The sequence below is a fragment of the Chryseobacterium sp. CBSDS_008 genome (genome assembly GCF_049959325.1).
GTDB lineage: Bacteria > Bacteroidota > Bacteroidia > Flavobacteriales > Weeksellaceae > Chryseobacterium.
Genome location: NZ_CP188202.1, coordinates 3766379 through 3787122, shown reverse-complemented (window position 1 = coordinate 3787122; position 20744 = coordinate 3766379). Strand labels below are relative to the sequence as shown.

Here is a 20744-nt window from a genome sequence, read left to right as displayed (position 1 = left end):
AACCATAAAGTCTTGAATTATGAAATTCGAAAACAATAAATCCGGAAACGGCGGAGTTCTTATCTTAAATAACGAAATAAAAGAAGTCGGAAGACTGACGTATACTATTTTTCCTGAAGACCACAAACTGATTATCTCTTTTGTACTAGTACATCCGGAATTTGAAGGAAGAGGAATGGGAAAGCTTCTCGTGGAAGAAGCCATCAGATTTGCAAGAGAAAACAATTGGAAAGTATATCCACACTGTTCTTATGCAAGATCTGTGATGATGAGAATGAGTGATGTGGACGATATATTTTTAAGGAATTAAAACTTCATTAAGCAGAATGTTTTCAATGTCATCAGGATAATCAACCTTAAGGTGATGATCAGATGCTACCCACTCCATAATTTCCTGAAGATTTAGAACCTTGGAATTGGGTATTCCCATTTTGTCAAGGGCACATGCATTACATTCCTGTTCATATTGATTATGAATAGGAATTACGAATAGTTTCTTGTCCATAAATAATGCTTCTGCGGGCGTTTCAAAACCTGCATTGCATAGTATTCCCTCACATCCTTCAAAGTATTTCAGATACTGGCTTTCATCAATAGGAAATACTTCCACATTTTTTACCTTCACCTGTACTTTGCTGTATTTTGAAAATACTTTCCATTCTACAGGAATTTTTCTTAAAACTTTAATGATATTTTCATCCGCAAAACTGGGAAGATACACAAGATAATATCCCTGCTTGTAAGGATTAAGATTTCTGATTTTTCTTCTGATCACCGGTTTTTTGATCTGTGGATGGTAATTTTCAAAATGAAAACCTATTTTTCTTTCGCTGGGCACATAGTATTTCAAAATCATTTCTCCCAGAAAATCTTTTTTCTTAGGTTTTGGTGTTTCCGGAAAACTCATGGAAGCCTGATGGCTGAGTTCTATCATCGGAAGATTTCTCAGCTTGGAAGCCCATCCTGTTAAAGGCTCATAATCATTGATGATTAAATCATATTGTGACAGCTCCAGTTCTCTGATTATTTTAGCCGCTTCAAAGAATTTATTTTCTGTAAACGTTTTTCGGTATGATAAACCACCTGTTTTGTTATAAAGAAGTGAAATACCTCTGTATTGGAAATTAATGTCAAAATCAGCTTTTAATTGGGACTGATGTCCACTGATCAAAGTATCAACAGATGCATATTTTTTGAGAAGAGGAATTATTTCCTGCGCTCTGGCAACATGCCCGTTACCGGTACCCTGGAATGCATACAAAATCTTCATCTAGGAAAAATTAGTTACGATTTTTAAAAGCGCAGAATTATCCATTTCCGGGATTTCTTCTGCTTCATCATCTTGCAGTAAGTGTTTATGCTCATCATAATAAAAAATTTTCCATTCTTTATCATGGTATTCTAAAGCAGAAAGATTTTCTATCCAGTCACCGGAATTCAGATAAGTGCAGGATCCTTTTTTATTAACAACCTCACGAATCTGCGGCTGGTGGATATGTCCGCAAACTACATAATCATAATGGTTATCAATAGCAAGTTCGGAAGCTGTAAGCTCAAAATCTCCGATATATTTTACTGCCTTTTTCACATTGTTCTTGATCTTCTTCGAAAATGAGTATTTCTCTTTACCCATTTTTTCTAAGAACCAATTGACAACATTATTGATGATGATCAGGAGGTCGTAACCTTTTCCGCCAAGTTTGGCGATCCATTTTGAATGCTGGACGGATGCATCGAAAACATCACCGTGAAAAATCCAGGTTTTTTTCTGATCTATATTCAAACAGATTTTATTACAGACTTTCAGTTTTCCCAGTTCAAAATCGGTGAACTTACGAAACATTTCATCGTGATTGCCTGTAATATAATAGACATCTGTGTTTTTGGTAGCTAATGAAAGTATCTTCCTGATTACTTTCAAATGAGGTTTAGGGAAGTAAGACTTTTTAAACTGCCAGATATCAATAATATCGCCGTTTAAAACTAAAGTTTTAGGCTGGATAGAATTAAGATACCTCAACAATTCTTTAGCCTTACATCCATAAGTTCCCAAATGAACATCCGATATAACAACTAATTCAACGTTTCTTTTCATAGTTTTGTACAAAGAAACTAATTGAAAGTGAACTGTATATGAATGCTATATTATTTTTTATAAAGAGTTCATCAGCTCTTCTGTGATTTCCATGTTATGGTAAACGTTTTGCACGTCATCATCCTCTTCAAAACGCTCAAGCATTTTCATATTTGCTTTGAACTGTTCTGCGTTTACCTCTTTTGTATTATTAGGAATTCTTTGAAGTTCTGCACTTTTTGCTTCAATTCCAAGCGCATCCAATTTGTGAGATAGAGAACCGAAATCTTCAAAAGCAGTGGTAATCATTACTTCTTCTTCATCTTTTTCTACATCTTCTGCGCCTCCGTCAATCATTTCCATTTCAAAATCATCCCAATCCATTTTGACCTGCGTCAAATCAATGGTAAAAATTCCTTTTCTGTCGAAGATAAATGCTAATTCTCCATTCTTACCCAGGTTACCGTCAAACTTGTTAAAAATAGCTCTTACGTTCGCCACAGTTCTTGTCGTGTTATTGGTGGTACACTCTACAAAAAAAGCTACACCACCCTGTCCGTAACCTTCATAAGTGATTTCTTCATAGTTTTCTGCATCTGCACCACTCGCTTTCTTAATGGCTCTTTCTACGTTATCCTTAGGCATGTTTGCTCCTTTCGCATTCTGGATACATCTTCTCAGCGCGGGATTGGCTTCTGGATCTGTTCCTCCGGCTTTTACCGCCAATGCAATATCTTTTCCTATTTTAGAGAATGTTTTGGCCATTTTATCCCATCTGGCCATTTTAGAAGCTTTTCTATATTCAAATGCTCTTCCCATTTTAATTTTTAAATTTCCAACAAAATTACTCAAAAGTCAACAAAAAAAAAATACCTCCAATCAAATTGGAGGTATTCATTATTTAGAAAAATTAATTATTTTCTTTTCTTAGCTGAAGCTTTTTTCTTAGCTGGAGCTTTTTTAGCTTTCTTCACTACAGTCTTCTTCTCTACAACATCAAGATCAGATTTCTTAAGTGCATCCCAAGCAGCACCATTTACAGCTTCAACAACTACTTTTCTGTCAACCATTCTGTCTGCATCAGAAGCTTTTTCAGAAACAGTAGCGTCTCTTTCACCAACTCCTACAGATTTTAACTGGTTACCATTAACTCCTCTAGCTTCTAGAGCACCTACTACTGAAGCAGCTCTTTGTCTAGAAAGTTTCAAGTTGTAAGCATCAGCACCTTTCTTATCTGTGTGACCAGTTACTAAGAAAGTACCATCGTTAGATTGCTTGATGATTGTAGCAGCTTGATCTAATTTACCGCTAGATTCAGGTCTGATTGTAGCCTTATTGAAATCAAATAAGATATCTTTAAGAGCTCCTGTAGCTTCTTTAGCGATTACATCTTTAGGTTTAGGACATCCGTTGTATTCAGGAAGACCTGGAACAGTAGGACAAGCATCATCTTTATCTAAGATGCCGTCTCCGTCTGTATCTGGCCAAGGACAACCATTGTTTTCAGCAGGACCTGCTACTGTAGGACAAGCATCATCTTTGTCGATTACACCGTCTCCGTCTGTATCTGGCCAAGGGCATCCGTTGTTTTCAACCGGACCAGCCACTTCTGGACATTGATCGTCTTTATCTGGAACTCCATCACCGTCAGTATCAGGACATCCTTGGAATTCTGGTAAACCTGGTGTATCTGGACAAAGGTCATCTTTATCTAGGATACCATCCTTATCTCTGTCTCTGTTTCCAAATCTGAATAAGATAGAAGCAGAAGCCTGCCAGAAGTTAGCAACAGTAGATTTGTCACCTGGAGTTGATACATAATCTCCCTGAACACCAAGACCGAAGTTCTTAGTTACCCAGAAGTTAGCACCAGCACCTGTAGCTACAGTAAAGTGATTAGCCTTACCATTTTCATTACCTCCGTCACCGTTATTAACATTTTCGATTGGATTACCGTTAGCATCAACAGATGTTCTAGGGAAAGTAAGAGCTGTATAGTCATGTCTTAAGTAGTTAGCACCAACTCTTAAATATGGATCAAACCAAGATTCTTCGTTCCATAAAAGACCTGCAGCGTGAGCCTGGAAACCAAGACCTGTCATTAGGAAAAATTCTTTCCCCATGTTGAATCTTTTGTTTTCAACATTTCCAACAGAAGTTTGCCAGTCAATTACTAAACCTTTTCCAACGTTTCTAGCAACTGTTAACTTAGATAGTGGAGGTGTAATAGAAAAGTTGTTCACATTGAACATACTTTTTGTCAAATTGTTAGCAGAGAACGTATTACTGAAGTTACTTCTTGCTGCTACGTGGTTTTCAGCATGAGCACCAACTCCGATTAACCACGGATTGTTGGTAGTCTGTGCGAAAACAGTAGAGGCAACAGTAAGCGCCAATGCTGAAATTCCTAATTTTAGATTTTTCATAGAATTAAATGATTAAATAATTGATAATGCAAAATAAATATAATTTTTCTTTATATACAAAGTTTTTCCAATGATTTTTAACTTTTCTTTAATATTCTGTCCAGGTTCCGTTTATTTTCTCTATCTTTTATCGCCTCTCTTTTATCGAAAAGCTTTTTCCCTCTACCCAGCGCTATCAGCACCTTTGCTTTACCCCTGTCAGTGATATATAATTTTAAAGGTATAATGGTGTTTCCGGCATCCTTTAACTTTTTTTCAAGTTTTTGTAATTCTTTTTTGTGCAAGAGCAATTTCCGTTCCCTTTTTGTTTTATGGTTGTAAAAAGTTCCCAATTTATACTCATCAATCATCATGTTGATGATGTATAATTCCCCATCAATAAACTGACAGAACGATTCTGTGATAGATGCTTTGGATGAACGCAAAGATTTTATTTCTGTACCCGTTAAAACCATTCCGGCTTCATATTCTTCCAGAATTTCATATTCAAAACGGGCTCTTCTGTTTAATATACTAACTGTTTTCTCAATCTTCATCATTTTAAAATTTCGTTAATGAAATATATAAAAAATACCATACAATTAAAAACTTGACTATTATATTATTACAATATACCCAAATTCTTTTCGTATTTTTGCGCCAAATTTACAAAACTATATGTTAACAGTATCTAACTTATCTTTACAATTCGGGAAAAGAGTTCTTTTTGACGAGGTAAATATTATGTTTACCAAAGGAAACTGCTACGGAATCATCGGAGCAAACGGTGCGGGAAAGTCTACATTCCTTAAAATATTAACAGGAAAGCAGGATCCTACAACAGGGCATGTATCTCTGGAACCAGGGAAAAGAATGTCAGTTTTGGAGCAGGATCACTTTGCTTATGATCAGTTTACTGTTCTGGAAGCTGTTTTGAGAGGTAATAAGAAATTATATGAGATAAAAGAGGAAATGGATGCGTTATACGCAAAAGAAGATTTCTCTGACGAAGACGGAATTAAGGCCGGCGAACTAGGTGTAATTTATGATGAAATGGGAGGATGGACAGCAGAGTCTGATGCACAGACCATGCTTTCAAACGTAGGCATTTCTGATGATATGCACTGGCAGCTGATGAGTGAACTTGAGAACAAGGACAAAGTAAAAGTTCTTTTAGCGCAGGCACTTTTCGGTAATCCTGATGTACTGATTCTGGATGAGCCTACCAACGACCTTGATATTGATACAATCTCCTGGCTGGAAGATTTCCTTGCTGACTATGAAAATACGGTAATTGTGGTTTCTCACGACCGTCACTTCTTAGATACGGTTTGTACGCACATCGGTGACCTGGATTATGCTAAACTTAACCTTTACACAGGTAACTACTCTTTCTGGTACCAGGCTTCTCAGCTGGCAACAAGACAAAGAGCTCAGGCTAATAAGAAAGCTGAAGAGAAGAAAAAAGAACTTCAGGACTTTATTGCACGTTTCAGCTCAAACGTAGCGAAAGCTAAACAAGCTACTGCAAGAAAGAAAATGATCGACAAATTAAATATTGACGATATCAAACCATCTTCAAGAAGATATCCGGCTATTATTTTCGAAATGGAGAGAGAAGCAGGTGATCAGATTTTAGATGTAAAAGGTCTTGAGAAAACAAAAGACGGAGAATTATTATTCTCTAATATTGACTTAAATCTTAAGAAAGGAGATAAAGTAGCTGTACTTTCCAAAAACTCTTTGGCAATCACTGAATTCTTTGAAATTCTGGCCGGAAATGTTGAAGCAGACAAAGGTTCTGTTGCTTGGGGAGTTACTACAACCCAATCTCACATGCCTTTGGACAACACTAACTTCTTCCAGGAAGATCTAAGCCTGGTAGACTGGTTAAGACAATTTACAAAAAATGATGAAGAGCGTCACGAAGAATTTGTAAGAGGATTCCTGGGAAGAATGCTATTCTCCGGAGATGAAGCTTTAAAATCATGTAAAGTACTTTCAGGAGGTGAAAAAATGAGATGTATGTTCAGCAGAATGATGCTTCAGAAAGCCAATGTTCTTTTACTGGATGAGCCAACCAACCATTTAGACCTTGAGAGTATCACCACATTGAACAACTCTTTATCTAACTTCAAAGGAAACATTCTGTTGTCTTCTCATGACCACGAAATGCTTTCCACGGTCTGTAACAGAATCATTGAACTGACGCCTACCGGAATCATCGACAGAGAAATGACTTATGACGAATACCTTGCTGATAAAAAGGTAAAAGAATTAAGAGAAAAAATGTATTCTTAATCTATACAGCATAATAATTTATATAAAAAAACCTCAAAGCAGTGCTTTGAGGTTTTTTGTTGAAAATATATAATTAATTATTTCGTAAGTTTTGCAGCAGGCAAAGAAACCGTTCCCGGATCTTTCCACAAACCATCTTTTTCAGCTTTCTTTTTAATGGCTTCTGCTCTTTTATTACTGTCCGGATGAGAATTGAACATTTTTTCAAAATTCGTTTGTGTACTTCCTTCTGAAAGTAAAGCCAGCTTTTTAAAGGCTGTATACGCTCCCACTACATCATATTTATTGGCTTTCATGAAATCATATGAATAAGTATCTGCTTCAGACTCTTGTTTTTTACTGTGTGAGGCATCTAAAAATGCATTCGCCATCTTTCCCACCTGGCTCTCATTAAGAGTAGCGACAGCTGATGATGCCGATGATGCAGCATCTAATGCAGCAGCCTTCAGATAAGCCGATTTCATGGCATCTTTTGTATCTTGATTTTTAACGTGTCCGATTTCATGTCCGATTACAGCAAGCAATTCATTATCGGTCATAATATCCATTAATGAAGAGAAAACACGTACACTTCCGTCTGCACAGGCAAATGCATTGATATCTTTTACTTTATAAACTTTATAGTTAAGATTCAACCCATCCTGAGATTTGTGCTTTCCAAACAGCTTGTTCAGTCTCACAGTATACGGATCTTTTGGTCCTGCTACAGCATTATGTTTATCCATCCAATCTACTGATTCTTTGGATAGCTTAACTGCATCTTCGTTGGTAAATGTTAAAGCTTTTGCACCATTTGTAACCATTCCGGCAGCTTTTCCTAGATTAATTTTCTGTGCATTGACCGAATACACAGTTCCCATTAAGAAAAGGCATAGAGTAATTTTTTTCATAGTTATTTAAATTTTGGAGCACGAAGATAGCCTTTTTTTAACAAGTATAAAGTCAAAACTTCATTCCGGTTCTTTTCAGAATGCTATTTTTTTTCCTTATTTTTGTGAAATGAGTCAAAAATGGATTTACAAGCCTGAACCCGATGAGGAAGTTGTGGACAGACTAAGTTCGTCACTTGGTTTTGGTACTTTTGAATCTAAAGTCCTCGTTCTAAGGGGAATTGACAATTATCAAAAGGCCAGAGAATTCTTCAAACCGAACCTTAATGATATACACAATCCGTTTTTAATGGCAGATATGCAGAAAGCTGTAGAGCGTATTGCAACTGCAATTGAGAATGGTGAAAAAATATTGGTATATGGTGACTATGATGTGGACGGAACCACAGCAGTTGCCCTGATGTATCTTTATCTCAGCAAAATTGTTGAAAAAAAATATCTGGACTACTATATTCCGGACAGAAATTCTGAAGGCTATGGAATTTCCACAGAAGGAATTGATTTCGCCAAAGAAAATGGCTTCTCACTAATCATTGCTCTGGACTGCGGAATCAAAGCACTTGATATGATTAATTATGCCAGCAGCCTGGATATAGATTTTATTATCTGCGACCATCACCTTCCGGGTGAAGAGATTCCCAATGCAGCTGCAGTACTTGATCCGAAAAGAAGTGACTGCCGATATCCTTTCAAGGAGCTTTCAGGGTGTGGTGTAGGTTTTAAACTCTGCCAGGGGCTTAATACAATCTATAAATTACCGGAAGCGGAATTATTTGAACTTACAGACCTTCTGGCTATTTCTATTGCGGCAGATATTGTTTCCATGACAGGAGAAAACAGAGTCTTGGCGAAGATGGGGCTAAAAACACTCAGAAAAACCAGAAACCTGGGTTTAAGATTATTGATTCCTGAGGATAAACTTTCTCATTTTGAAATTTCCAATATTGTTTTTGAAATAGCTCCTAAAATTAATGCTGCCGGAAGAATTTCTCACGGTAAAGCAGCTGTGGAACTCATGGTTTCAGACAATCTGAAACATGCCAATCAGATTGTAAGTGATATTATGGACCTCAACGATGAAAGGCGTGAACTGGATATGAACTCCACACTTTCTGCCTTGAATCAGATTATAGAATCCCAGCAGGAAACCAAGCATACTACTATTGTTTATCATCCTGAATGGAATAAAGGAGTGATTGGTATTGTGGCTTCAAGACTTATTGAAACCTATTATAAGCCTACATTGGTATTTACCGATGGGAATAACGGAGAAATGGTAGCTTCTGCAAGGTCCGTTTCGGATTTTGATGTACATGAAGCTCTTGATATGTGTTCTGAATATTTCCTTAAATTCGGGGGACATCACGCGGCGGCCGGTCTTTCAATGGAAAAAGATAAGTTTGAAGCCTTCAAGGAAAAATTTGAAAGAATTGTTTCCGAAAAAATCAAAGACCACCAGAAAGAGCCTTCCATTACCATTGACACAGAAGTTAAAATTGATGAGATCAACAGAGATTTTATCAATTTTCACAGAAAGCTGGCTCCATTCGGACCTCATAATATGAAACCTATTTTTACATTAACGGATCAGAAACTTTCCGGATATGTAAAAACAATGGGAAAAGATAACAATCACCTGAAGTTTTATATCAGACAGGAGTCTACGGGACGAAATATTGAATGTGTCGGATTTAAACTTGGACAGTTTGTTGAAGATTTTAAAAACAAAAATTTCGACCTTGCATTTACACTGGAAGAGAATCACTGGAAAGGCAATGTAACGCATTATCTTAATATCAAGGATGTGAAATTCAGGGAATAAAAGGTTGCAGGATTCAGGCTGCAGGTAATCAGAACAAATATTGAATTCTGTGAGCCCTGAAGTACTGCCACCCATTATCTGCTACCTATTATCTAACAAAAAATGAAAAAAATCGGTTTATTTTTCGGATCATTCAATCCTATTCATATCGGACATCTCATTCTGGCTAATTATATCCTGGAAAATTCTGATATGGATGAGCTTTGGTTTGTAGTGAGTCCGCAAAATCCGTTTAAAGACAAGAAATCTTTACTGAATGACCATAACAGGCTTGACATGGTACAGCTGGCAGTAAAGAATTATCCCAATATGAGAGCTTCCAATGTGGAATTCTCTCTTCCAAAACCGAGCTATACTATTGATACCCTAACCTATCTTCATGAAAAGTATCCGGATTACTCTTTCAGCCTGATCATGGGAGAAGATAATCTGAAGAGCCTTCACAAATGGAAAAACTCCGATACTTTGATCAAAAATCATCATATTATCGTTTATCCGAGAGTGTATGAAGGAGAAAAGAAAGATTCCGAATATCTGCAGCATGAAAATATCTCTCTGATAAAGGCGCCGGTCATAGAACTTTCCGCTACAGAAATCCGCAATATGATCAGGGACGGTAAAAATGTAAGACCCATGTTGCCTCCTGAAGTTTTTGAATATTTGGATGGTAGCAGTTTTTATAAGTAATTTTGCAATCAGTAATGAGAGTTTGGAAGTTGGAAAAGATATTTAACTTTAGAACTCTCAACTCATAATTTAAAGAAATGGACTTCATCGAAAAATTTTTCTCAAAATATTCTCAGGAAAAAATCATCAAATGGTTTAAGCAGATTTGTCTTGCAGAAGCTGTTTCATGTCTTTTACTGTATTGTGTTGCGATGATCTGGATCCGGTATGATGAAAATCTATATTCTATAATCTTTATCAGCATCATTGGAAGTCTCCACGGATTATTTTTTACCCTTTATCTCTTACTTTGTCTTCCTGCAAGAAAAATTTATCACTGGGACGATGAAGATTTTGTCTTTGCTTTATTATCTGCATTCTTCCCGTTCGCAACCATTTGGGTAGATAAAAAATTAGCCCGATTCGATAGAGAATAATATTTTTTTCATAAAATTTCTTGTTTGGATGTAACAATTTTATTGTTGCAACTGTCTTATTATACAGAAAGATCAAGTAATCCATATTTTAAACAAATTTTTATTAACTGATAATCAATTGATTATAATCATTATAAAATATTTTTAAGTACTTTGTATTGCATGATACTAAATTTATTACATATCTTTGTAATGTTAAATAACAAACCATACAAGCTATTAATTAAAAATAATAATCATGAAAACTCAAATTCTTATTGCGGCACTATTTTTCGGTGGATTTATAACTGCCCAGCAGAAAAAAGACAGTTTGAAAGTAAATGCTATTGATGCAGTGACTCTCAGGAAGCAGGTTTTCAAAAAACAAGGTGACCGTTTAGTTTACGATGTTGCTTCTTCATCTATTGCTAAAGGAACCAATACCTTTAACCTTTTAAAGCAAACTCCGATGATTTCCAGCATCGATGGAAAAACGCTGAAGATTTTGGGGAAAAATGATGCTGTCATCTATATCAACAATAAGAAAACAAATATGGATTCTGAGGCATTGATTGAAATGCTGAAGTCTACTCCATCAGAGGATATCCAGAAAATTGAAGTGATTACCGTTCCGGGAAGCGAATTCCAGGTTGAATCCAAAGAAGGTGTTATCAATATTGTCATGAAAAAAAGCAAGAACAACGGCTACAACGGAACGTTGAAAATGCAGAATGAGCAAGCTTATTACAATAACCCTAATGCAGGAGCATCTTTTAACTTCAGACAAGGAAAGTGGTCCGGTAATTCAAACTTCAGAACAGGAAGCTGGACAGACAGACAAAGATATACGCTCTCTAACGGAGATCCTACTTTCAGAAATGAATCATTCGGGTTTAATGATGATCCTAATAAAAATTTTGGCGGAGGCTTTAACGTTGATTATGAGATTAATAAAAAACATAGTCTTGGTTTCTCTTACAACATGAGGTATAATAAAAGTTTCAATTCTGTCCTGGATATTACCAACTGGCAAAATGGGGTTTTAAATAACAGAACAGTTAATAATGAAGATGCACAAACGAGAAATCATTCTTTCAATTTAAATTATGAAATGAAAACAGATTCCTTGGGAAGCAAGCTTACTTCAAATGTATCTTATTTGTGGTTCAACAGGGATAAAGTAAGTTTTAACGAAAGTTTTCCTTTAACCAATGATACGATTAACAAGTATTCAGCACTGCACCAGTCGGTACCCCAAATTATCAACAATTATGCAGCCAATATTGATTATCTGAAGAAGACTGCTAAAGGAGCCACCTGGCTGATGGGAATTAGCTATAACCATACCAATACAGATAATGATACCAGACAGGATAAGCTGAAAAACGGGGAATTTGTAATAGATCCCACCCAAACCAATCACTTCATTTATAAAGAAAATATTCTTGGAGTTTACCTGAACTACGAAAGAAAACTGACTGAAAAAATCTCCGGAAAAATAGGTGCCCGATATGAAATGACCAGAAGTACCGGCGATATAGTTGACAAAACAGGATTTGAAAGAAACTACAATAATCTTCTGCCTTATCTGAATTTAAATTATGCCATCAATACAAATCATAATTTAAGCTACACTTTCTCCAGCAGAATCAGAAGACCAAGATTCTGGGAACTGAATCCTTCAAGAACCTATTTTACACCTACCAACTACACGCAGAACAACCCATTTATACTGGCTTCCAAATATTATAATCAGGAGCTTAACTATATATACAAAAATGCATTCTATGCCAATCTTAGCTTTAATATGGTAGAAGATGCTGCCGCTTCAGATCTGTTACCATTACAGGGAACAGTAACGGCTCTTAAAAAAGATTCTCAAGGGAAAATTATAAAGGATATCAAAGGAAATCCTATTATGGAAACCACCAGATTTTTAAGATATATCAGAACCAATTACGGCAAAAACAGGGAGATTGCTTTAACCCTTGGGATGAACAAATCCTGGTTCAAAGATATATGGACAACCAACTATTCTGTCAATCTGGGATATGTGACTTATACAGGCGGAGTATGGGAAGATCCTACTTCTATGCCGGCTCCCGGGGAAACTGAAGTGGTAGATCCTTATATCATTGATGTTAAAAACTACAACATGTCTGCTACTTTCAATAATATCATCAGGCTGTCTTCTAAAAAAGACTGGTTCCTGGGTGTCAATTACTTTTTTGCCAGCCAGACGGCCATGGAAGGCGGTATGATAGGAGCAAGACAAAGCTTCGACTTCAGTCTGAAAAAAATTGCAGGTGACTGGACTATCGTAGCGGAAGTAACTGACTTGTTTAATCAAAGCTTTTACAGCGTTAAAGGAGTACAGCCCAATGGAAAATATAACAATATAACCAACTTCAACTATCCAAGGCTAATGAGCATCGGAGTTACTTACAATTTTGGAAATCAGAAACTGAAAAAAGCAAGGGAAATGAAATCAGCGAATGATGCTGTAAAATCAAGAACCTAATTTATAAAAACTTATTTCACTCAACCACTCTTAAATAAAAACAGCATGAAACGTATAATTTTGTCAATGGCCATCGTATTCGGTACCTGTGTATTTGCGCAGGAAAAGAAATCTGATACGGTGAAAACAAAAAACATAGAAGGAGTTACCATTACGAAACAGGTTTTCAAAAAACAAAGCGACCGTTTTGTATATGATGTAGCAGCTTCTCCTGTCGCTAAAGGAAATACCACTTTTGACCTCCTTAAGCAAACGCCTTTATTATCTTCCACCGATGATAAAACTTTGAAAATCGCAGGAAAAAATAATGCCCTGATCTATATTAACGGCAGAAAAAGCAATATGGATTCTGAATCTCTGGTTCAGTTCCTGAAAAATACTCCGGCAGAAAACATCCAGAAAATTGAAGTGATTACCGTTCCGGGAAGTGAATTCCAGGTTGAATCTTCGGATGGGATCATCAATATCGTTTTAAAGAAAAAAATGAGTGATGGTCTCAACGGAAATATGAGAATGTCTAACACCACCAATAAATACAACGGAAGCCAGGCCAGTTTCTCAGCCAACTACAGAAAAGATAAATTAGGAATCAGCGCCAGTCTCAGCGGTGGTGAAAATATCGAGGCACAAACCTATACCTTAAGAAACGGAACTGCAACAACCTCCAACGAATCTACCGGAGATATTGATGATCCGAACAAAAACATCGGAGGTTATCTGAATATTGATTATCAGCTGACTGACAAAAGTAATCTTGCCTTATCCTGGAATACATGGGCCAATAAAAGTTATAATTCTACGGTCAACCTTTTTAATACCATTAAAACAGAAGACGGAACAAAATATACATGGTCTAAAAATAAAGAAGACTCCAGATCTTACAACAATTCACTGAACTTAAATTATGAGCTGAAGACCGATTCCCTGGGAAGCAAACTTAATGTAAATGCGGCTTATCTTAATTATAAACGATTCCAGCTTACAGACAACAGAACCCATACATCTGATGTGAATATGGGACTGGGAAAAATGACAACACAGGTATTCCAGGATCTTCCGCAAATCATCAATAACTTCTCCGGAATGGTAGATTACAATCAGAAATTTAAAAATGATCTGACCATTTCAATAGGAGGAAATTATAACAAAACCAAAACAGACAACGATTCTAAAAACATTACCTATTTCTTTGATCCTGCAAAAGATCCGGATCCAAGACCGAATCACTTTATCTATGATGAAAACATCTATGGTGCTTATTTGACTGTTGAAAAAAAGATTTCCGATAAGCTTTCCGGAAAAATAGGAGCGAGATACGAGATTACAAACAGTTTGGGAACCTCTGACAATGCTCCTACAGAAGCTCTTAAAAGAATTGAAAGAAATTATAACAATCTCCTTCCATATCTGAGCTTCAACTACGCAATAAATGATAAAAACAATATTTCGTATTCCTTTTCAAGCAGAATGAGAAGGCCTAGTTTCTGGGAGCTTAATCCTGTAAGAAATATTCTTACCGATGATAATTACACACAAAACAACCCATTTGTAAAGGCATCATCCACTTACAACCAGGAACTTACCTATATGTTTAAAAATTCATATTTCCTGATTTTAAATCATTCTTATATTCAGGACGCTATTACCCAGGTTCCACTGCAGGGTTATCCGGTATCACCTGATGGTAAAGTAGGAGAAAATCCTGTTCTTAGATACATCAGAACGAATTTTGGGAATAAACAGGAAATGTCTGCCATGGTAGGTATCCAGAAGTCGTTTTTCAAACAATATTGGACAACCAATTTCAATATCGGAGTTCAGCATAACATCAACAATGGAAGTCTTGATATGGATCCTACCACGGGAGACCGATTCAGAAACCAGGAGGGTAAGGATATTGTCTACACGAATAAAACAAATTCTACCAGCCTTTTGATTCAAACCAATAATACCATCCGTCTTGATAAAAAGAAAACCTGGTTCTTTGGAGTTAATTACTTCTTTGTAGATAAGCAGCAGATCGAGCTTGGGTTGTTAAAAGGCTTAATGAGCTTAGATCTCAGCCTTAAGAAAATGTGGAACGACTGGACTTTTGCAGTGAATGTAAATGATGTTCTGAATACCAACATCGTTAAAATTGAAGACTTCCAGGAAAACGGAAATTACAACTATATCCACCAAAACCGTTATAACAGAAGCCTAACGGTAAGTCTTACCTATAATTTCGGAAACCAGAAAGTGAAAAAGGTAAGAGACATCGAAGGAGCATCAGATGCTATCAAAAGCAGAACAAAATAAAGATTATCTTTCTTCATATTTAATTATTCTTACGGTATCCGCTGATTCTTTTCAGCGGATTTTTTATATTTAATCACTATGAAAAAAGATGTAAAAATTATTTTGATTTTCCTCAGCCTGCTCTTTCTGTGGATAAGCTGTACAGAAAAAAAGATAAAGCTGGGCAAAGATATCAAATTTGATAAAGAAGAAAATATTCATTATGGAAACAGCCCTGAACAGGTAATGGATCTCTATATCTCCAACACAGAATCAGCTGAGAAAAAGGATGTTTTTATCATAATTCATGGTGGAGGCTGGCGTGGTGGAAATAAGTCACAACTCACTTTCTTCACCCTTTCTATGATGCAGAAATTTCATGATCATATTTTTGTTAATATGAACTACAGACTGGCTTCGGCAACTCAATTTGGACTTCCGAATCAAACGGATGATATTAAAAAAGTGACTGCAATGCTAAAAAAGAAACTGGGTTACAACCCAAGCCTGATTTTATTAGGAAACAGCGCCGGCGGACATTTGTCTATGTTATATGCCTACCAGTTTGATATGGATAAAAAAGTAAAAGCCGTGATTAATATTGTTGGTCCGGCCGACCTTTCAGACTCTTGTTTTAGAAATTATCAGGAATATTCTTTTGTTGAAAGAAGGCTTGTAGACCCTCGCATACCGAAACCGGGAACATCCAGAATAGATTTCGCAAGCCCTGTCAAATGGATAGATAAAAACTCCCCTCCTACTTTATCTTATTATGGAAATTCAGATCGTGTTATTCCGTCTTCACAAGAGAAAATATTAGATTCTGCATTGAATAAAAATCATATTCTCCATGAGTATTATCAATTCAATGGTGGGCATCTGGATTGGGATAAACATCCTCATGATGAATTTCTCATCAATAAAATTGAAACGTTTCTTAAGAAAACAGTCAAAAAATAACACGTTCCGATTTTAAAACGTGTTATTTATTTATTTTATTTCAATCTATTCAGATTTTGCAACGGCTGTTCTTTCAGAAACCCCATTCGCATTGAAAGCTTCAATCTGGAAATAGTAGGCATCTGTTCTGTCTGCTCCTGTAAAGAAATACTCATTCTTTCCGTAGACCATAATGCTGCCGTACAATTTATCAGGAGTCTTTCCGAAATAGATTACATAGCCGTCCGCATCAGGATTCTGCTGCCATTTCATCCAGATACTTCTTCTCTCCCCATATTTTTTCGGATCAGCTCTTAAAGGCACAAAACCTTCCACCTTTGCAGGCTTATTTCCTGCTCCTTTTCCAAACACTCTGAAACCGCTTAATGCAAATTTTCCGGTAGGCATTTTCAGATTTTCCATTTTAAGGAAACGGGCTTTTGCCGGCTGTTCAAGCTCAACATAGTCGTGAGGAACGTCTTTCGTGTTTTTGCTTTTATCCACAATCACATTCCATTTCTTTCCATCATTAGAACCGTAGATTTTATACTGATGCATTTTTCCCAGGGTTTTTCCCATAAACTCAGCATCCTGATCCGCATAATTGATCTGAATGGCATTGATGGTAGAAACTTCCCCTAAATCCGTCTGGAACCATTCTCCGGAATTTCCGGTTTTGGCACTCCAATATGTTTTGATATCTTCATCTACAGCATAGTTCGGCTGATAACCTCCCAAAGTAGATGAAACCTGAACCGGTTTATTATAATTCAACAGCATCCATCCGGCAAAAAGACCTTTTGTAAAATCTTTCCCCTGCGCATACTGCGGAAGATAGGTTGGGTAATCTCCATAAGCCGTGTTACAATACATCACATCATCTTTATCAAAGCCAGCAGGCCAGATTCCGAGTCTTCTTTCAAAATTATTTTTGGTAGAGATAAAAATGGTGGAAATATGCCACCAGTTTTTATAATTGTCTTCAAATGTAGCGCCGTGGCCTGCTCCTCTGGCAAAACCTCCCGGTTTATAAGAAAATGGATTGTGCTGTTGGTATTCGAAGCCTTCTAAAGGATTTTTGCTTACATATACTCCATCGGAATACCCGCTGAATTCTGTTGCCGGAGCGCCATACTGCATATAATATTTTCCGTTGTGTTTTGTCATCCAAGCTCCTTCCACAAAAGGCTGAAGAAAAACATTATCATTGTATTCCCCGAAACGTTCCCATCCGTGGTCTTCGGGTTTTAATTTAATAATAGGCTTTACGAAACCTTCAGACTGAAGGTTTTTCACTTTCACCTCTGTTCCCAGCAATGGCCATTCGTTACTGGAACCCCAGTACAGATATAATTTATTTTTATCTTCATCATAATGGAATGCCGGATCCCAAGCTCCTACTTTTAAAGTATCTACTGCAATTTTCCAGTCGTCTTTCGTTGGGTTTGTACTTTTCCAGATCGGAAAATCCTGTTCCCAGGTAGAGCCATAGACGTACAATGTATCTTTCATTGCCCAGACAGCCGGAGCATTAAGATCATGAGTATATTTATTATCTTTTAAAAATTTTCTTTTCACAAACTTCCAGTCCAGCATATCATCACTGTACCAGTATCCTTCCTGATTGGTAGAAAAAAGAAACAGTTTATTCTTAAAATTAACAATCACCGGATCTGCCGTAGCACGGTGTTTTCCCTGTTTTGAAAAAACTTCGAAAGGCGTATAACCATAATCAATATTAATGGGATTACAGAAAGTTTTCTGTTGAGCCCCTACAATCATTCCGAGAAAAATTGCCAGTGACAGAAAATATTGTCTCATTTTTAGATTTTAAAGATTATGGCAAAGTTAACTAACTTTTTTTGGTTTTCTCCAAATAAAGCCGTCCAGAAGATAATGAGTAAGCTGCGGAACAACCAATAAAGGAACCAGAAACTGAAACAGATTTTCTGAGATCATTACATTCAGGGAAAAATGCTCATTCCACACCAGAGTTTCCCATAAAAATTCTTCCAGAAAGGCGAACAATAAAATGACACCGATAAATAGAAATATTCCGGAAAAAGATTTAAAAACCTGCATTCCATTCAACTTACTATTTTCCTTTTGCTGTATTTCCCGGATATAAATCAAAGCGATATAAGGAATTCCATGGGAAACTACATTCAGAAAAGTAAAAAGAAGATCATTGTTGAAATATATAATCCCAAAATACCATGAAAGGAAAGTTCCGGTGATCAGTGCTGTTTTAGGAATATTAATTCTTTTTGTTTTAAAAGTTTCAAAAACAGTTTTAATAATCCAAATGATCAGAATTGTAAAATAGATTATGGTAATTAAAGGAACGTAATCCGGAAGATTTTGAAGCCAGTCAAATTCATTGTTAACGAACCAGGTAAAGGCACGAGGTGTTTTAAACCAGTATAACATGGGATAAATTGTTGCAGAATAAACGGCAACCTCATCTATTTTTTTACTCCAGTTATTGGGTTCAAAGCGCGCATAAATCCTCATAAAACCGTATTGCTGGCGTATAAAATGGAAAACGGCAACCAAAGCCAGTACCGACCAGAATGTCAGACTTCCGAATTGAAACAGAATGATTCCCAAAACCCAGCTTATCGCAGGAATTCCGAGATACAGCAGTTTATTTTTTTGTATTTCTCCTTTTACAAAATAGGTTTTAAACAAGGTAGAATAAACATGGGCTACATCCACAAAAACAATCAGGAAAAGCCAAGTGTAAAAGGAATAATGATTTTCCAGCGCCTGGATTTGTTTCTGAAAAAGGAAAATAACAAGCAATACAAGGAAAGGTGGTGATAAAATAAACCACCAGTCTGTTTTTGCATTATGTATCCACGGCTGTTTCATTATATTATTGTATCATTTGTCCTGCAGTCCGGATTCCCTGATAAAAAGCTTCTTCAAAAATAGATATTCCTGAAAGATCAGAATGGGCAAAGAAAACTTTACCTTCTACAGGCTTTTTCGCTGTTCCTGTTTCCTCTCCAAAGATCTGATTGGGAACCGGAGCAATCATGGCGTGCCCTATTTTGTGAAACTGCATTTCCAGAATAAAATCTTCTATTAAAGGGTGGGCTTTCTTAAGATCATCCAAAACTAAAGTTTTAAGTTCGGCTTCTTTCATTGCGTAAAGCTTTTTCCTTGCTTTTCTGCAGTCTGCTGTTGAAAAACTCTTGTAGTGGGTAATCACTTTCTCACCGATAATCTGGTTCAGATTCTGATGCTGGTCAAAGATATATCCCAATCCGGAAGATCCATAGATCATATTATCCCAGGCGAGTTCTTCATCTCCTCCAAATTCATTTTTCAGCGTAATCGTTGTTAAAAGCCAGGGTACATAATGAAATGATGATGCTCTTTTTTGATTAAAAATTCTTTCATTCACAAACTGTGGGGTTGCAAACAGCACTTTATCAGCAATGATCTTTTTGGTTTTCTTTTGGGTATTATCAAAACTCAATACCTCAACCTTCTCATTGATTTTTACATCAAAAACCAGATTTCCTGAGATCTGTTTTCCTTCTGTATATTTTGATAAATGTTTTGCCAGTCTTGCATTTCCTTCCGGCCATGTGAAAACCTGATCTTTATATTTTGTGCTCCAGTTGTTTTTTCTTCCGGCAAAATAATGAATTCCTGCCCATGCGGAAACATAGTCTATTCCCAATCCGAAATCGTCTCTACAGGAATAATCCAGCAGCCAGAAAAGTTCTTCGGAATGATAGTTATTTTCCCTGAGCCAGTCTTTAAAAATGATTTTTTCAAGCTTTACAACCTCATCTTCCCTGCTTGAATCATGCACCGGAATGGCAAACCAATATTTTCCCTGCGGATCTTTCTTTACACGAAGCTCATCCATCAACTTAAAAAAGCGGTTAAACTCTTGCTGAGTCTCCGCCGAAATACCTCTTTGAGGCACAATATCGTTTTGCCAGGAATTTTTATAAAACAGTCTTTCCTGCTGTGGAAAAGTCATTTGGTATTCATCAAGAACAGGTTCTCCATTTTCTTCGGTTCCCAGGCAGATTTTACACTCTTTAAGGAAATCTATTATTTCTACGTTTTCCTTATTAGGTAAAGGTAAATAATGAGCTCCTAAAGGGAATTTTGAAAATGAATTCTGCCCATTGGAAGAGTTTCCTCCCAAGTGGTTTTCCATTTCAAGGAGAAGATAATCCTGCTCATGATGCTGGCTGAAAAACCGGCATGCAGAAAGTCCGGAAATTCCACCACCCACGATAAGATATTTTGTGTGGATAACTTCTGAGAACTGTGGAAAATCTTTTGCCCATAGCTTATGGCCGAGAACATGGTTTGTTCCGGTGATCTTCAGCAGCAATGATTTTACTTTCTTTCCGCAATACTGCAAAAAGGGAAGCATAAGGCTACCTAAAAATATAGTTTTA

At 36.6% G+C, this 20744-nt stretch carries 17 protein-coding genes; 8 read left to right on the top strand and 9 right to left on the bottom strand.

Going from position 1 to position 20744, the window contains the following annotated elements; all coding sequences use genetic code 11:
• The first annotated feature begins 19 nt into the window (after positions 1 to 19).
• Complete coding sequence (locus ACP3T3_RS17165; protein ID WP_426477000.1) at positions 20 to 310, top strand: GNAT family N-acetyltransferase; 291 nt, start codon at positions 20 to 22, stop codon at positions 308 to 310.
• On the opposite strand, the gene ACP3T3_RS17160 is transcribed toward ACP3T3_RS17165, so the two are convergent.
• The 5 genes from ACP3T3_RS17160 to smpB all read right to left on the bottom strand — a co-directional run bounded on the left by ACP3T3_RS17160 (position 299) and on the right by smpB (position 5036).
• Positions 299 to 1270, bottom strand: a complete 972-nt coding sequence (locus ACP3T3_RS17160) for a glycosyltransferase family protein (RefSeq protein WP_426476999.1) — start codon at positions 1268 to 1270, stop codon at positions 299 to 301. The two genes, ACP3T3_RS17165 and ACP3T3_RS17160, sit on opposite strands and share 12 nt — an antisense overlap.
• Positions 1271 to 2095, bottom strand: a complete 825-nt coding sequence (locus tag ACP3T3_RS17155; protein ID WP_426476998.1) for a UDP-2,3-diacylglucosamine diphosphatase — start codon at positions 2093 to 2095, stop codon at positions 1271 to 1273. It abuts the gene before it with no gap.
• A 57-nt stretch (positions 2096 to 2152) separates the two neighbouring features.
• Positions 2153 to 2893, bottom strand: a complete 741-nt coding sequence (locus tag ACP3T3_RS17150) for a YebC/PmpR family DNA-binding transcriptional regulator (protein ID WP_426476997.1) — start codon at positions 2891 to 2893, stop codon at positions 2153 to 2155.
• Between the two features lie 95 nt (positions 2894 to 2988).
• The gene (locus ACP3T3_RS17145) at positions 2989 to 4500 is read right to left on the bottom strand and encodes an OmpA family protein (protein ID WP_426476996.1); all 1512 of its coding nucleotides are present in this window, start codon (positions 4498 to 4500) and stop codon (positions 2989 to 2991) included.
• A 77-nt stretch (positions 4501 to 4577) separates the two neighbouring features.
• Positions 4578 to 5036 (bottom strand): SsrA-binding protein SmpB, encoded by a 459-nt coding sequence (smpB, locus tag ACP3T3_RS17140; RefSeq protein ID WP_045501613.1) that lies wholly within the window; start codon positions 5034 to 5036, stop codon positions 4578 to 4580.
• Positions 5037 to 5157: 121 nt separating this feature from the next.
• Here smpB and ACP3T3_RS17135 point away from each other — a divergent pair, with 121 nt between their 5' ends.
• On the top strand, positions 5158 to 6780 hold the full coding sequence (locus ACP3T3_RS17135) for an ABC-F family ATP-binding cassette domain-containing protein (RefSeq protein WP_426476995.1): 1623 nt from the start codon (positions 5158 to 5160) through the stop codon (positions 6778 to 6780).
• A 77-nt stretch (positions 6781 to 6857) separates the two neighbouring features.
• Here the strand turns inward: ACP3T3_RS17135 and ACP3T3_RS17130 are convergent, their stop codons facing one another.
• The gene (locus ACP3T3_RS17130; protein WP_426476994.1) at positions 6858 to 7670 is read right to left on the bottom strand and encodes a M48 family metalloprotease; all 813 of its coding nucleotides are present in this window, start codon (positions 7668 to 7670) and stop codon (positions 6858 to 6860) included.
• A 109-nt stretch (positions 7671 to 7779) separates the two neighbouring features.
• Between ACP3T3_RS17130 and recJ the strand changes: the two genes are divergently transcribed.
• The 6 genes from recJ (at position 7780) to ACP3T3_RS17100 (ending at position 16332) form a co-directional block, all read left to right on the top strand.
• Entirely contained in the window at positions 7780 to 9492 is a 1713-nt protein-coding gene (gene recJ, locus ACP3T3_RS17125; RefSeq protein WP_426476993.1) for a single-stranded-DNA-specific exonuclease RecJ, read from the top strand.
• A gap of 102 nt (positions 9493 to 9594) precedes the next feature.
• Positions 9595 to 10179, top strand: coding sequence for a nicotinate (nicotinamide) nucleotide adenylyltransferase (nadD, locus tag ACP3T3_RS17120; RefSeq protein ID WP_426476992.1), 585 nt, complete (start codon positions 9595 to 9597; stop codon positions 10177 to 10179).
• 77 nt (positions 10180 to 10256) lie between these two features.
• Positions 10257 to 10595 (top strand): DUF3817 domain-containing protein, encoded by a 339-nt coding sequence (locus tag ACP3T3_RS17115; protein WP_426476991.1) that lies wholly within the window; start codon positions 10257 to 10259, stop codon positions 10593 to 10595.
• A 238-nt stretch (positions 10596 to 10833) separates the two neighbouring features.
• Positions 10834 to 13095 (top strand): TonB-dependent receptor domain-containing protein, encoded by a 2262-nt coding sequence (locus ACP3T3_RS17110; protein ID WP_426476990.1) that lies wholly within the window; start codon positions 10834 to 10836, stop codon positions 13093 to 13095.
• A gap of 45 nt (positions 13096 to 13140) precedes the next feature.
• Positions 13141 to 15393 carry a TonB-dependent receptor domain-containing protein gene (locus ACP3T3_RS17105; RefSeq protein WP_426476989.1) on the top strand — a complete coding sequence of 751 codons (2253 nt, stop codon included), beginning with the start codon at positions 13141 to 13143 and terminating at the stop codon, positions 15391 to 15393.
• Positions 15394 to 15471: 78 nt separating this feature from the next.
• On the top strand, positions 15472 to 16332 hold the full coding sequence (locus tag ACP3T3_RS17100; protein WP_426476988.1) for an alpha/beta hydrolase fold domain-containing protein: 861 nt from the start codon (positions 15472 to 15474) through the stop codon (positions 16330 to 16332).
• A 45-nt stretch (positions 16333 to 16377) separates the two neighbouring features.
• Here the strand turns inward: ACP3T3_RS17100 and ACP3T3_RS17095 are convergent, their stop codons facing one another.
• Genes ACP3T3_RS17095 through ACP3T3_RS17085 form a run of 3 tightly spaced genes read right to left on the bottom strand, consistent with a single transcriptional unit; the run spans position 16378 to position 20719 of the window.
• Complete coding sequence (locus tag ACP3T3_RS17095; RefSeq protein WP_426476987.1) at positions 16378 to 18132, bottom strand: discoidin domain-containing protein; 1755 nt, start codon at positions 18130 to 18132, stop codon at positions 16378 to 16380.
• Positions 18133 to 18159: 27 nt separating this feature from the next.
• Positions 18160 to 19185, bottom strand: a complete 1026-nt coding sequence (locus ACP3T3_RS17090) for a hypothetical protein (protein ID WP_426476986.1) — start codon at positions 19183 to 19185, stop codon at positions 18160 to 18162.
• A gap of 4 nt (positions 19186 to 19189) precedes the next feature.
• Positions 19190 to 20719 (bottom strand): NAD(P)-binding protein, encoded by a 1530-nt coding sequence (locus ACP3T3_RS17085; protein WP_426476985.1) that lies wholly within the window; start codon positions 20717 to 20719, stop codon positions 19190 to 19192.
• Positions 20720 to 20744: the final 25 nt, after the last annotated feature.